The following is a 14,110-nucleotide window of genomic DNA, read 5'->3' as shown; positions in this document are numbered from 1 at the left end:
CTACCAGGACGGCCCCGGCACCCGTGTGCGTGCCGGGGCCGTCCCACGCTCCGGAAGGCCGCTCATGCCCAGCACCACCCTGACCCGCCGCTCGTCCGACTCCCGCCCAGTGCGCCGACGTTCCGTGCTCGGCGGGGTCGCGCTGCTCGGTGCCGGCACGCTGACCGGCTGCGGGATCCCGTCCGCGTACGTCGCCGAGGACCGCCGCTCCGCGCCGGACCGGTCGGAGAGCGACCGGCGGCTCGCCTTCTCCAACTGGACGCAGTACATCGACACCGACGACCAGGGCGGGCGGCCGACCCTGGAGGCCTTCACCGAGAGGACCGGGATCGAGGTCACCTACACCGAGGACATCAACGACAACGACGAGTTCTTCGGCAAGATCAGCCCGGTGCTCACCCAGGGCGCCGACCCCGGCCGGGACCTCATGGTGGTCAGCGACTGGATGGCCGGGCGGTACGTCTCGCTGGGCTGGGTGCAGGCCATGGACCGGGCGAACCTGCCCAACGTCACCGCCAACCTGGACCCGCAGCTCGCGAACCCGGCCTTCGACCCCGGGCGCCGGCGCAGCGTGCCCTGGCAGTCCGGGATCACCGGCATCGCCTACAACCGCAAGGCGCTCGGCCGGGAGATCAAGTCCACCGCGGACCTGTGGGCGCCCGACCTCAAGGGCCGGGTCACGCTGTTCGCCGGGCTGGACGAGGCGCTCGGGCTGCTGATGCTCTCCCAGGGCGCGGACATCTCGGCGTTCGACGACGACGACGCGAACAAGGCGATGGACCTGGTGCAGAGGATGGTCGACAGCAGTCACATCCGCCGCTTCACCGGCAACGACTACACCAGCGACCTCGCCTCCGGAGCAGCGCTCGCCTGCCAGGCCTACTCCGGCGACGCGGTCCAACTCACCGCCGAGAACCCGGACATCGAGTTCGTGGTGCCGGAGGAGGGCGGCGAGCTGTGGGCGGAGAGCCTGATGATCCCGAACCGCGCCACCCACAAGCGCAACGCCGAACTGCTGGTCGACCACTACTACCGGCCCGAGGTGGCCGCCGAGCTCGCCGCGTTCGTCCAGTACATCTGCCCGGTGCCGGCCGCCCGCGAGGTGCTGGCGGCCAGCGGCGACAAGGAGAAGGCCGAACTCGCCGAGAACCCGCTGGTCTTCCCGACCGAGGAGATGCGCGCCCGGCTGCGCACCATGCGCGACGTCACCTCGGCCGAGCGGCCCGCGCTGCACAAGGTCTGGGGACGCATCACCGGGGTGTGAGGCCGCACCACCGGGTACGAGGGGCGGGGCGCTAGCGCCGCACGGCGTCCAGGGCGAGCAGCGCGACGTGCAGGGAGAGGCAGGACTCGACCTGGTCGAGGTCGACGCCGAGGATCCGCTCGACCTTGTGCAGCCGGTCGTAGAAGGACGGCCGGGACAGGTGCGCGGCGTCCGCCGCGGCCGACTTGTTCCGGCCCTGCTCCAGGTAGATCCGCAGCATCTGGACCAACTGGCCGTTGTGTTCGGCGTCGTGGGCCAGCAGCGGCCCCAGCTCCCGCTCCACGTAGGTCTGCAGCCGGGCGTCGTCGCGCAGCAGGTGGAGCAGGCCGCGCAGCCGGACGTCCGGGAGCCGGTAGTAGGAGGAGGTGCGGCCGCCGCCGGGCACGTCGTGCAGGGCGGCGTCGGCGACCTGGGTGGCTTCCAGCAGGGTGCGCCGGGCGTCGCGGACCGAGCCGACGGAGGAGCCGACCGCGACCACCGGGCCCGCCGGGTCGGTGCCCTCGCGGCCGGCCTCGGCCGACATCCGGCGCAGCGCGGCCGAGAAGGAGTCCAGCGCGGCGTGCTCGTCCTGCTGGGCGCCGAGCGAGATCAGCAGGCCGACGGCCTCGTCGTCCAGTGCGCCGACCAGCGCGGAGAGCCGGCAGGACCGGACCGCGCCCGCGGCCAGCTCGGTGAAGTCGCGCAGCCGGGCCTGCGCCTCCAGCGCGGCCGGGATCGGCCCGCGGCGCTGCCGCAGCACCACGCCGACCAGCCGCCGGCCCTCCAGCGGGACGCCGAGCGCCTGGGCGCGCAGCGCCGCCTCGGAGACGGTCAGCGCGTGGGTGAGGATGCCGGAGAGCAGGGTGCGGTGGGTCTGCCGCTCCAGGCTCTCCCGGTCGCGGACCACCAGCCGGTTGAGCGCCAGTGCGGAGGCGCCGCGCTCCAGCAGCATGGTGTGCGGGTGGGCTTCGCCCTCGGGCAGCGGGCCGGGTTCCTGCACCAGCACCAGCCGGCCCCAGTCCTGGCCGCGGGCGCCGACGGTGGTGACCAGCCAGCCGCTGCGCGGGTCGTGGCCGGTGCGGCCGGGCGGACGGACCCCGCGCGAGCGGCGCTCCCAGTCCTCCAGCACCTCGGCCTCCGGGCGTCCGGCGGCGTCGTGGGCGAGCACCTGGTGGGCGAGGTTCTCCAGGACGACCGGCCCGCCCGCCATCCGGGCGACCTGCCGGATCACCTCGGGCGGCTCGGCGCCCTCCACCACCAGCTCGTTGAACACCTGGTGGACGGACTCGGAGATGCGCAGCTGCTCCAGCTGGGCGTTGACCACCAGGGCGTGCACGGCCTCGGTGACGGCGACGAAGCGCAGCTCGCGGCGGAGCGTGATCAGCGGAAGTCCGCGCTGCTCGGCGGCGTTCACCAGGGCGCGGGGGAGCGCGTCGAAGTAGCGCCGCCCGTACTCGACGACCAGGCCGGCCACCCCGACCTCGTCCAGCTCGCGGACGTAGCGGGCCAGGCCCTCGCGGTCCTCGGGCAGTGCGATGCCGGTGGTCAGCACCAGCTCGCCGCCCCGGAGCATCCCGGCGACGTCGGGCAGTTCGCTCACGTGGACCCAGCGGACCGGCCGCTCCAGGTGGTCGGCGCCGGCCACGACCTGGGGCAGGCCGCGCCGCATCACCTCCAGGTCGAGTACGCGGGCGACGGTGGGGAGCATCGCGGGCCTCCATGTGCGGGGCGGGGCTGGGGCTGGAGTGGGGCGGGCGTCGGCGGGGGCGGTCAGAGTGTCAGGTGAATCATCCATCCCCACGACGACCTGTCGCCCTGCCCGGACCCTTGCACCCTGTAAGGCCCTTCGTGCCGAGATTGTCGCAGTGACCCTTGTCACGCCCCGGCGGCACCGGGCATGGTCAGCGGGTCGGCTGTGGCGGAAAACCGACCCCACGGCGGAATCCGTCGCAGTGACCGGAACGCAACCGTGGAATCCCTTGTCCGGACGTGTCCGGACTGCCAGGATCGCGCAACCCCGATGATCGACAGGACGGACTCCCGCCCCCCGCAGACCCCCACCGCGGAGGCGGCTCTCCGTCGCCCAGTCGTACCACCGGCACTTGGAGGAACCAGATGGACCTGACCGACTTCGGCGCGGGCGCGCAGTACATCGCGGGCCGCCCGGCCCGGGGGAGCGGCGAGCCCTTCCAGGTCGTCAACCCCGCCGACGGCAGCGTGGTCGAGCAGGTCGCGCTGGCCGGCACCGACGACGTGGACGCGGCCGTCGCCGCCGCGAAGGCCGCGCTGCCCGGCTGGTCCTCCGCCACCCCCGGCGCGCGCTCCGAGGCGCTCACCCGGCTGGCCGCCGTGCTGACCGACGCCTGCGGCGACCTCGCCCGGGTGGAGACCGCGCAGACCGGCAAGCCGGTCAAGCTGGCCACCGAGTTCGACGTCCCCGGCACCATCGACAACGCCGCGTTCTTCGCCGGTGCCGCCCGCAACCTGGAGGGCAAGGCGGCCGGCGAGTACTCCGGCGACCACACCTCGTACGTGCGGCGCGAGGCGATCGGCGTGGTCGGCTCGATCTCGCCGTGGAACTACCCGCTGCAGATGGCCGCCTGGAAGATCCTCCCGGCGATCGCCGCGGGCAACACCATCGTGCTCAAGCCGGCCGAGCTGACCCCGCTGACCTCGCTGATGTTCGCCGGGGCCTGCACGGCGGCGGGCATCCCGGACGGCGTGGTCAACGTGGTCACCGGCGCCGGGCGCACCGCCGGCGAGCACCTGGTCGGGCACCCGGACGTCGCGATGGTCTCCTTCACCGGCTCCACCGGGGTCGGCAAGCGGGTCGCCGAGCTCGCCACCGCGAGCGTCAAGCGCACCCACCTGGAGCTCGGCGGCAAGGCCCCGTTCGTGGTCTTCGACGACGCCGACCTGGACGCCGCCGTGCACGGTGCCGTCGCCGCCTCGCTGATCAACGGCGGCCAGGACTGCACCGCCGCCACCCGCGCGTACGTCCAGCGCCCGCTGTACGACGCCTTCGTGGCCGGGGTGGCCGAGCTGTTCGCGGCGATCCGGATCGGCGACCCGCTGAACCCGCGGACCGACCTCGGCCCGCTGGTCTCGTACGCCCACCGGGACCGGGTGGCCGGCTTCGTGGAGCGCGCCCGCAGCTACGCCACCGTGGTCACCGGCGGCCGTGTGCCCGAGAAGGGCCACGACGGCAGCGACCTCACCCGGGGCGCGTACTACCCGCCCACCCTGATCACCGGCGCGGCCCAGGACAGCGAGGTCGTCCAGGGCGAGGTCTTCGGCCCGGTGCTGGTCGTGCTGCCCTTCGACGGCGACGACGAGGGCCTGCGGCTGGCCAACGACACCCCCTACGGCCTGGCCGCCTCCGCCTGGACGAGCAACGTGCACCGCTCGCTGCGCGCCACCCGGGAGATCGCGGCCGGGTGCGTCTGGGTCAACGACCACATCCCGATCATCAGCGAGATGCCGCACGGCGGCTACAAGGCGTCCGGCTACGGCAAGGACATGTCCCAGTACTCGCTGGACGAGTACACGCAGGTCAAGCACGTCATGTTCGACACCACCGCGGTGGCCCGCAAGGACTGGCACCGCACCGTCTTCGGAGACAGATAACCCCCGGACAAGGGCGCTTCCCCCCACGCCCCTCTCTCCCCCAGGAGGCCCGTTCCATGGCGTTCAACGAGCTCACCGACGGTCTGCCCGAACCGGTCCGCAGGGCCTGGGAGCGCAGTCTGACCAGCGGCCGGGCCGCACTCGGCCGCCGCACCCTGCTGCGTGCCGCCGCCCTCACCGCCGGAGCCGGCACCCTGGCCGCGTGCGGCATCCCGGCGGCCCCCCGGGCGACCGGTGACTCCACCGCGAACGCCGCCAAGGACCTCTCGGACACGGAGAAGGAGGTCGCCTTCTCCAACTGGCCGCTGTACGTCGACACCGACGAGAACGACAAGGAGAAGCACGGCACCCTGGAGGCCTTCACCCAGGCCACCGGGATCAAGGTCAGGTACAACGAGGACGTCAACGACAACGTCGAGTTCTTCGGCAAGATCAAGCCGCAGCTCGCCTCCGGGCAGGACACCGGCCGCGACCTGATGGTGCTCACCGACTGGATGGCCGCCCGGCTGATCCGGCTCGGCTGGGTGCAGAAGCTCAACCCGGCGAACGTGACCACCGCGATCACCACCGTCGAGTCGCGCTTCCGCGCCCCGGACTGGGATCCGGGCCGGCTCTACTCCTACCCGTGGGCCGGCATCCAGACCGTCGTCGCGTACAACAAGAAGGCGACCAAGGGGAAGGAGGTCACCAGCGTCTCCCAACTGCTGGACGACCCCGAGCTCAAGGGCCGGGTCACCTTCCTCTCCGAGATGCGCGACAGCATCGGGATGGTGCTGCTGGACCAGGGCAAGGACTCCGCGAAGTTCACCGCCGACGACTTCGACGGCGCGATCGCCCGGCTGCAGAAGGCCGTCGACAGCAAGCAGATCCGCCGCTTCACCGGCAACGACTACGGCCAGGAACTCTCCTCCGGCGACATCGCGGCCTGCATCGCCTGGGGCGGCGACCTGATCCAACTGCGCGCCGACAACCCGGACATCGAGTTCGTCATCCCGGAGAAGGGCTTCCTCTCCTCGACCGACAACATGCTGGTTCCGGCCAAGGCGCAGCACAAGGCGAACGCGGAAAAGCTGATCGACTTCTACTATCAGCCGAAGATCGCGGCGCAGCTGGTCGCGGGCATCGGCTTCGTCTCCGCCGTCACCGGGATGCAGGACGAGCTCGCCACCCTCGCCCCGGACTCCGCGGCCAACCCGCTGGTCGTACCCACCCCCGAGATGGCGGCCAAGGCGCACGTGTTCCGCACGCTCACCGAGAGCGAGGAGAGCGACTTCGAGCAGAAGTTCTCCAAGCTCATCGGCGCCTGACCCCCGTCCCGGCAGAGAAACCCAGGAAGACACCACCCATGACAGACCAGCAGCGAGACTCGGCCGCCGGCGGCGACGTCCGGCTCACCGGCATCGGCAAGACCTACGGCGCCTTCACCGCCGTCCACCCGCTCGACCTGACCGTCCCCCAGGGCTCCTTCTTCGCCCTGCTCGGCGCCTCCGGCTGCGGCAAGACCACCACCCTGCGCATGATCGCCGGCCTGGAGGAGCCCACCAGTGGCACCGTGCTGATCGGCGGCCAGGACGTCACCGCCCTGCCCCCGTACAAGCGGCCGGTGAACACCGTCTTCCAGAGCTACGCCCTCTTCCCGCACCTGGACATCTTCGAGAACGTCGCCTTCGGCCTGCGCCGGCGCGGCAAGAAGGACGTCAAGAAGCAGGTCGACGACATGCTGGAGCTGGTCGAGCTCGGCCAGTACGCCCGGCGCAAGCCGCACCAGCTCTCCGGCGGCCAGCAGCAGCGCGTCGCCGTCGCCCGCGCGCTGATCAACCACCCGCAGGTGCTGCTCCTGGACGAGCCGCTCGGCGCGCTCGACCTCAAGCTCCGCCGGCAGATGCAGCTGGAGCTCAAGCGGATCCAGACCGAGGTCGGCATCACCTTCGTGCACGTCACCCACGACCAGGAGGAGGCCATGACCATGGCCGACACCATCGCGGTGATGAACGGCGGCCGGGTCGAGCAGCTGGGCGCGCCCGCCGAGCTGTACGAGAACCCCGCCACCACCTTCGTGGCCAACTTCCTCGGCCAGTCCAACCTGCTGCCCGCCGAGGTCACCGGCAGCGAGGGCGGCGACCTGCTGCTGAGCGCGGCCGGCGCCCGCCTCACCGTGCCCAGGGCGCGCTGCGCCACCGACGCCAAGCGCGTCCACCTCGGCGTGCGCCCGGAGAAGATCACCATCACGCACGCCTCCGAGGAGGTCGCCGACGGCCGCAACAAGCTGGCCGGCACGGTGCTCGACTCCAGCTTCATCGGCGTCTCCACCCAGTACGTGGTGCGCACCGACGGCGGCCAGGAGGTCACCGTCTTCGAGCAGAACATGGAGCGCGACGCCCGGATCGTCCCCGGCGCCGCCGTCCGGCTGCACTGGAACCCGGCGCACTCCTTCGCCCTGGACGCCTCGCAGGCGATCGACGCGGGCACGTCGGAGGAGGCCGCATGACCACCACCATCCCGGCCGCGCCGCCCCAAGTCGTCCCGCTGGTGGCGGAGCGCAAGCCCAGGCGCAAGCTCACCCCGTACTGGCTGCTGTTGCCGGGCATCGCCTGGCTGGTCGTCTTCTTCGCCGTCCCGATGGTCTACCAGGGGTCCACCTCGCTGCAGACCGGCTCGCTCGAAGAGGGCTTCAAGGTCACCTGGCACCTCTCGACGTACTGGGACGCCCTGGTCGAGTACAAGTGGCACTTCGTCCGCTCGTTCTCGTACGCGGCCGTCGCCACCGTGCTCTGCCTGGCCGTCGGCTACCCGCTCGCGTACACGATCGCCTTCAAGGCGAGCAAGCGCTGGCGCAACGTCATCCTCATCCTGGTCATCGCGCCGTTCTTCACCAGCTTCCTGATCCGCACGCTGGCCTGGAAGACCATCCTGTCCGACGGCGGCCCGGTGGTCGGCGCGCTGAACGCGCTGCACGTCCTGGACCTCACCAACCTGGTCGGCCTCACCTCCGGCGACCGGGTGCTGGCCACGCCGCTCGCGGTGGTCTGCGGCCTCACCTACAACTTCCTGCCGTTCATGATCCTGCCGCTGTACACCTCGCTGGAGCGGATCGACCCGCGCCTGCACGAGGCGGCGGGCGACCTCTACGCCCGGCCGTTCACCACCTTCCGCAAGGTCACCTTCCCGATCTCGCTGCCGGGCGTGGTCGCGGGCACCCTGCTGACCTTCATCCCGGCGTCCGGCGACTACATCAACGCCCAGCTGCTGGGCTCGCCGAGCGAGCAGATGGTCGGCAACGGCATCCAGAAGCAGTTCCTGAACGTGCTCGACTACCCCACGGCCGCCGCGCTGAGCTTCATCCTGATGGCCCTGATCCTGGGCATGGTGACGGTCTACATGCGCAAGGCCGGGACGGAGGAACTGGTCTGATGTCCCGGATTCTGAAGTGGGTCCGCGCCCACCTGGTGGTGCTGGCCGGCCTGCTGGCCCTCGCCTACCTGGTGCTGCCCAACCTGGTCGTGCTCGCCTTCTCGTTCAACAAGCCGGTGGGCAAGTTCAACTACGAGTGGAACGAGTTCTCCACCGACGCATGGACCAACCCCTGCGGCGTGGCCGACATGTGCCAGTCGCTCTCGCTCAGCCTGCAGATCGCGGTGTTCGCCACCATCGGCGCCACCGTGCTCGGCACCATGGTCGCCTTCGCGCTGGCCCGCTACCGCTTCCGCGGCCGCTCGGCCACCACCGCGATGATCTTCCTGCCGATGGCCATGCCCGAGGTGGTCATGGCCGCCTCGCTCGGGACGCTCTTCCTCAACATGCGCATCCCGTTCGGTTTCACCACCATCCTCATCGCGCACATCATGTTCTGCCTCAGCTTCGTGGTGACGGCGGTCAAGGCGCGCGTGATGAGCATGGACCCGAGGCTCGAACAGGCCGCGCAGGACCTCTACGCCACCCCCGTCCAGACCTTCCTGAGGGTCACCCTGCCGCTCGCGGCGCCCGGCATCGCGGCGGGCGCGCTGCTCAGCTTCGCGCTCTCCTTCGACGACTTCATCATCACCCAGTTCAACTCGGGCCCGACCACGGTCACCTTCCCGATGTTCGTCTGGGGCGCCTCGCAGCGCGGCATCCCGGTGCAGGTGAACGTCATCGGCACCGCGATGTTCCTCGCCGCGGTCGTGCTGACCGTCGCCGGCCAGTGGCTCGGCAACCGGAGGAAGGCCACCGCCTGACGTACGGTCGGTCAGCGGTGGCTCGTACTGTCATCTATCCGTAGAAAGTGGCTGATAATGCATGGACTCCGCCCGCGCACTCAGTGACGCCAGGCCCACCCCCTTCTGGCTGGAGGACCCGGGCCGGCCGGCGGCGCTGCCCGCCCTGGTCGGCGACACCACCTGCGACCTGCTGGTCGTCGGCGGCGGCTACTCCGGCCTGTGGACCGCCCTGATCGCGAAGGAGCGCGACCCCTCCCTGGACGTCGTGCTCGTCGAGGGCAGCGAGGTCGGGTGGGCCGCGTCCGGGCGCAACGGCGGATTCTGCGCGGCCAGCCTCACCCACGGCTTCGGCAACGGCCTGGAGCGCTGGCCGTCCGAACTCGCCCAGCTGGAACGCCTCGGTGCCGCCAACCTCGACGGCATCGAGGCCACCCTCAAGCGCTACGGCATCGACGCCGAGTGGGAGCGCACCGGCGAGATCGACGTGGCCACCCAGCCCCACCAGGTCGAGGAACTCCACGAGGTCGCCGAGGCGGTCGCCCGCTACGGCCTCGACATCACCGTCCTGGACGCCGACCAGCTGCGCGCCGAGGTGAACTCGCCGACCTTCCTCGGCGGCCTCTGGGACAAGGAGGGCGTGGCCATGGTCCACCCCGCCAAGCTCGCCTGGGGCCTCAAGGATGCCTGCCTGAGCCAGGGCGTGCGGATCTTCGAGCACACCCGGGCCACCGACCTGCGGGAGCACGGCAGCGGCATGGCCGCCCGCACCCCGTACGGCCGGGTCTTCGCCCGCCGGGTCGCCCTCGGCACCAACGTGTTCCCGTCCCTGCTCAAGCGGGTCCGCCCGTACGTCGTGCCCGTGTACGACTACGCGCTGATGACCGAGCCGCTCACCGACGAGCAGCTCGCCTCGATCGGCTGGCGCGGGCGGCAGGGACTCGGGGACAGCGCCAACAAGTTCCACTACTTCCGGCTCTCCGCCGACAACCGCATCCTCTGGGGCGGCTACGACGCGGTCTACCACTACGGCGGGCACGTCCGGCACGAGTACGACCAGCGGCCGGAGACCTTCCGCACCCTGGCCGGTCACTTCTTCCGCTGCTTCCCGCAGCTGGAGGGGCTGCGCTTCACCAACGCCTGGGGCGGCGCGATCGACACCTGCAGCCGGTTCTCGGCGTTCTTCGACACCGGGTACCGGGGCAAGGTCGCGTACGCGGTCGGCTACACCGGGCTCGGCGTCGGCGCGACCCGCTTCGGCGCCGAGGTGATGCTCGACCTGCTCGCGGGCGAGCGCACCGAGCGCACCTCGCTGGAGATGGTCCGCAGCAAGCCGCTGCCGTTCCCGCCCGAGCCGGTGCGCTGGGCCGGGATCGAGATCACCACCCGGTCGCTGGAGCGGGCCGACCGCAACGGCGGCCACCGCAACCTCTGGCTGCGCACGCTCGACCGGCTGGGGCTGGGCTTCGACAGCTGACCCGGTGCACCCGGCCGGGTGAACGCCCACCACCCGAGTGCTCAGGACCCGTGTAAGAGGGACCCGCCGTCCGCCTCTCCCTGGTGACGGCGGGTCCCGGTCATTCCCGCCGCCCGAACAGTACGAACGGCGAGAAGCGAGAAGCGGGGACAGACATGGAGAACACCGGACTGCACTGGCTCGTACAGGTGGCACCGGACCCGGAGGCCTTCCGGGAGCAGTGGGAACGCACCGGGCTGGGCCTGATGCTGCTGCCGGCCGGCCGGCGCTGGGACGTCCTCTCCGTCCCCGGACGGCTCGGACGCCGGGCACTGGAGATCCTGGGCACCGTCCTCTGCGGCCCCGTCCTCACCGACTCCGGCGAGGAGCACCTCGGCTTCCTGGTGCCGGTCGGCACCGCCGCCCGCTGGGTCGGCACGGGCGTGCGCAGCGCGGGGGAGGGCACCTGGATCGTCGTCCCGCACCCCGAGCGCAGCAGCCGGGGCGTGCGCTGGCTCGTCCCGCCGGACGGCTCCGGGCGGCTCACCGACCCCGTACTGCTGGAGCTCGGCCTGCACGAGGCCGCGGCGGGTCTCGGCGGGTGGTGAGCGGGGCGACGGTAGTGCACGGCGCGACGGTGGCGCACGGCGCGGGCGGTCGCGTCAGACTGGAGGCGTGACCACCGCTCCGCACGCCGTCGACGCGTCCCTCCGACCGGGCCCGGCCCAGCTGCGCCTGGCCGGGCTGGCCGCGCCGGTCTGTGACCGGCACGGCCTCGCCCTGGCCGGCGGACACGCTTTGCGCGCCCACGGCGTCGCGGCCTGCGCACAGGACGGGCTCACCCTGGTGACCGGCGGCGCCGACCTGCCCGAGGTGGCCGAAGCGCTCGCCGGGGCGTACCGCGCGGCAGGTGGCGGGGTGGCCGAGCGGCCGGGCACCCCGCGGCTGGAGCAGCTCACCGTCCGGCTGGCGCTGGGCGGCCGGACGCACACCGTGGAACTGCGCAAGGAACCGCTCGGCCACCGGTCGGTCCGGCTCGACCTGGGCACACCCGGGCCGGACGAGCCGCCGGCGGTGGTGCCGGTCGTGGCCCTGGAGGACGCGGCGGCGCTGACCACCGCGCTGCTCGTGGATCGGGGCATGCCGCGCGACCTGGTCGACGTCCACGCGCTGACCCGCTACTACCGGGAGGGCGAACTGCTCGCGCTGGCAGGGGAACTGGACCCGGACTTCCAGCCCGCCGCGCTCGCCGACCGGTTGGAGACGCTCGCCGAGGCGGCGGACGGGCGGTTCCGCGCCCGGGGCGTCCCGGCCAGGGCCGTCGCCGGACTGAAGCGCTGGGCACTGGCATGGGCGCAGGACCTGCGGCTGGACCTGCTGGAGACCCAGGAGGCCGCGGACGGGCTGCACGATCCGTACCTGGAGGACCCGTACCCGGGGGATCCGTCCTCGGAGGAGGAGTCCTAGCTGCGTCCCGGAGAATGCGGCGCGGGCGCGGGCGCGGGCGCGGGCGGGGGGCGGGGTGCGGCGGCCCCGGCCCACGGCGGCCCCGGGCCTGCGGGCGCCGTGGCCTGCGGGTGCGCTGGCGTGCGGGCACCCTGGTTTGCCGGCCACCCTGGCCTGCGGCGATCCCCGGGGCGTGGGCGGAACACGTTCGGAGTAGCGGCCGACGACCTGTAAGGCTGAATCCGAGATCCCCGTCAGCCTGTTCGTTGAGCAGGGCCGGGACGGGGACCAGACTGGAAGGCGAGCGCGGTAGCCCCGTGAATCCCGTCGCCCGGCCCACTCGCGGGCGGCGCCAAACCGGACCGGCGGCAGGATGCCGCCCGGGACTTCGGAGGCAGACGGACCTTGAGCAAGCACATCATTCACTGGATCGGCGGCAAGCCGGTCGCCACCGCCGGTGCGGCGCCCCGCCGCGGTGACATCTTCGACCCGGCCACCGGCCAGGTCGCCGGCCAGGTCGACTTCGCCGGGATCGCCGAGGTGGACCAGGCCGTGGCCGCCGCCGCCTCGGCCTTCGCCGAGTGGCGCACCGCCTCGGTCGCCAAGCGGTCGACGGTGCTCTTCGCCTTCCGCGAGCTGCTGAACGCCCGCCGCGACGAGTTGGCCTCGATCATCGTGTCGGAGCACGGCAAGGTGCACTCCGACGCCCTGGGCGAGATCGCCCGCGGCCTGGAGGTCGTGGAGTACGCCTGCGGCATCCCGCAGCTCATCAAGGGCGGCTTCACCGAGCAGGCCTCCACCGGCATCGACGTGTACTCGATCCGCCAGCCGCTCGGCCCGGTCGCCGTCATCTCGCCGTTCAACTTCCCGGCGATGGTGCCGATGTGGTTCTTCCCGATCGCCATCGCGGCCGGCAACACCGTCGTGGTGAAGCCCTCGGAGAAGGACCCGTCCGCCGCCAACTTCCTCGCCGGGCTGTGGAAGGAAGCCGGCCTGCCGGACGGCGTCTTCAACGTCGTGCACGGCGACAAGGTGGCCGTCGACCGCCTGCTGGAGCACCCGGACATCAAGTCCGTCAGCTTCGTCGGCTCCACCCCGATCGCCCGCTACGTCTACGAGACCGGCACCCGCTACGGCAAGCGCGTGCAGGCCCTGGGCGGCGCCAAGAACCACATGCTGGTCCTGCCCGACGCCGACCTGGACCTGGCCGCCGACGCCGCCGTCAACGCCGGCTTCGGCGCGGCCGGCGAGCGCTGCATGGCGGTGTCCGTGCTGGTCGCGGTCGACCCGATCGGCGACGAGCTGGTTGAGAAGATCAAGCAGCGGGTCGCCACCCTCAAGGTCGGCCCGGGCTGCAACGGCGACTCCGAGATGGGCCCGCTGGTCACCGGCCAGCACCGCGACAAGGTCACCTCCTACGTGGAGTCCGGTGTCGCCGACGGCGCCGACCTCGCCGTGGACGGCCGCAAGCACCCGGTCACCGCCGAGGACAAGGACGGCACCCCGACCGCCGACGGCTTCTGGCTCGGCCCGACGCTGTTCGACCACGTGAAGCCCGGCATGTCCGTCTACAACGACGAGATCTTCGGCCCGGTCCTCTCGGTCGTGCGCGTCTCCTCCTACGACGAGGGTCTGGCGCTGATCAACGCCAACCCGTACGGCAACGGCACCGCCCTCTTCACCAACGACGGCGGCGCGGCCCGGCGCTTCCAGTTCGAGGTGGAGGTCGGCATGGTCGGCATCAACGTGCCGATCCCGGTGCCCGTCGCCTACTACTCCTTCGGCGGCTGGAAGGCCTCCCTGTTCGGCGACGCCCACGCGTACGGCCCGGACGGCGTGCAGTTCTTCACCCGCGGCAAGGCCGTGACCCAGCGCTGGCTGGACCCGTCGCACGGCGGCATCAACCTCGGCTTCCCCACCAACAGCTGAGCCCGTCCGCGCGGCGCGCCGGCCGGACCCCTCTCCCCGGGGCCCGGCCGGCGCGCTTTTGCCTGCCGTTTGCATCCGGCCCCAGAAGCGCGTAGAGTTCTTCGAGCTGCTCGGCAGGGAGCACCGGACACGCGTCTGCGCGGACGGTCCCGGGGTGGCCAATCCTCTGAAACACCACTTCCCAGGTTCGGGCTGGGTTGCGTTCGCATTTCTGCG

11 protein-coding genes are annotated in these 14,110 nt (G+C 71.9%); 10 read left to right on the top strand and 1 reads right to left on the bottom strand.

Annotated features, from left to right (window positions below; genetic code table 11):
• The first annotated feature begins 64 nt into the window (after positions 1–64).
• Positions 65–1,264 (top strand): spermidine/putrescine ABC transporter substrate-binding protein, encoded by a 1,200-nt coding sequence (locus tag ACIGG8_RS30015; protein ID WP_350524566.1) that lies wholly within the window; start codon positions 65–67, stop codon positions 1,262–1,264.
• Between the two features lie 31 nt (positions 1,265–1,295).
• Here ACIGG8_RS30015 and ACIGG8_RS30010 read toward each other — a convergent pair whose 3' ends face one another.
• Positions 1,296–2,951, bottom strand: a complete 1,656-nt coding sequence (locus ACIGG8_RS30010; RefSeq protein ID WP_350524565.1) for a PucR family transcriptional regulator ligand-binding domain-containing protein — start codon at positions 2,949–2,951, stop codon at positions 1,296–1,298.
• A gap of 407 nt (positions 2,952–3,358) precedes the next feature.
• On the opposite strand from ACIGG8_RS30010, the gene ACIGG8_RS30005 reads away from it, so the two are divergent.
• From ACIGG8_RS30005 to ACIGG8_RS29965, 9 genes are all read left to right on the top strand, one after another.
• Positions 3,359–4,870: a gamma-aminobutyraldehyde dehydrogenase gene (locus ACIGG8_RS30005; protein WP_396551885.1), complete on the top strand. Its 1,512-nt coding sequence runs from the start codon at positions 3,359–3,361 to the stop codon at positions 4,868–4,870.
• A gap of 56 nt (positions 4,871–4,926) precedes the next feature.
• Positions 4,927–6,177, top strand: coding sequence for a spermidine/putrescine ABC transporter substrate-binding protein (locus ACIGG8_RS30000; protein WP_350524563.1), 1,251 nt, complete (start codon positions 4,927–4,929; stop codon positions 6,175–6,177).
• A 38-nt stretch (positions 6,178–6,215) separates the two neighbouring features.
• On the top strand, positions 6,216–7,358 hold the full coding sequence (locus ACIGG8_RS29995) for an ABC transporter ATP-binding protein (protein ID WP_350524562.1): 1,143 nt from the start codon (positions 6,216–6,218) through the stop codon (positions 7,356–7,358).
• Positions 7,355–8,281 (top strand): ABC transporter permease, encoded by a 927-nt coding sequence (locus tag ACIGG8_RS29990; RefSeq protein ID WP_396551884.1) that lies wholly within the window; start codon positions 7,355–7,357, stop codon positions 8,279–8,281. The genes ACIGG8_RS29995 and ACIGG8_RS29990 overlap by 4 nt, the downstream gene beginning before the upstream one ends.
• A complete protein-coding gene (locus tag ACIGG8_RS29985) occupies positions 8,281–9,084 on the top strand; it encodes an ABC transporter permease (RefSeq protein WP_350524560.1) in 804 nt (267 codons plus the stop codon). The genes ACIGG8_RS29990 and ACIGG8_RS29985 overlap by 1 nt, the downstream gene beginning before the upstream one ends.
• A 61-nt stretch (positions 9,085–9,145) precedes the next feature.
• Positions 9,146–10,540, top strand: a complete 1,395-nt coding sequence (locus ACIGG8_RS29980) for an FAD-dependent oxidoreductase (protein WP_350524559.1) — start codon at positions 9,146–9,148, stop codon at positions 10,538–10,540.
• Between the two features lie 155 nt (positions 10,541–10,695).
• Positions 10,696–11,127 carry a hypothetical protein gene (locus ACIGG8_RS29975; protein WP_396551883.1) on the top strand — a complete coding sequence of 144 codons (432 nt, stop codon included), beginning with the start codon at positions 10,696–10,698 and terminating at the stop codon, positions 11,125–11,127.
• A gap of 67 nt (positions 11,128–11,194) precedes the next feature.
• Positions 11,195–11,986 carry a nucleotidyl transferase AbiEii/AbiGii toxin family protein gene (locus ACIGG8_RS29970; RefSeq protein WP_396551882.1) on the top strand — a complete coding sequence of 264 codons (792 nt, stop codon included), beginning with the start codon at positions 11,195–11,197 and terminating at the stop codon, positions 11,984–11,986.
• 384 nt (positions 11,987–12,370) lie between these two features.
• Positions 12,371–13,894 (top strand): CoA-acylating methylmalonate-semialdehyde dehydrogenase, encoded by a 1,524-nt coding sequence (locus ACIGG8_RS29965; RefSeq protein ID WP_396551881.1) that lies wholly within the window; start codon positions 12,371–12,373, stop codon positions 13,892–13,894.
• Positions 13,895–14,110: the final 216 nt, after the last annotated feature.

Origin of the sequence: Kitasatospora sp. NPDC085464, from assembly GCF_044541955.1 — a bacterium.
Classification (GTDB): Bacteria; Actinomycetota; Actinomycetes; order Streptomycetales; family Streptomycetaceae; genus Kitasatospora.
The sequence above is the reverse complement of the archived record's forward strand: the minus strand, read 5'-3'. Positions and strand labels throughout refer to the sequence as shown.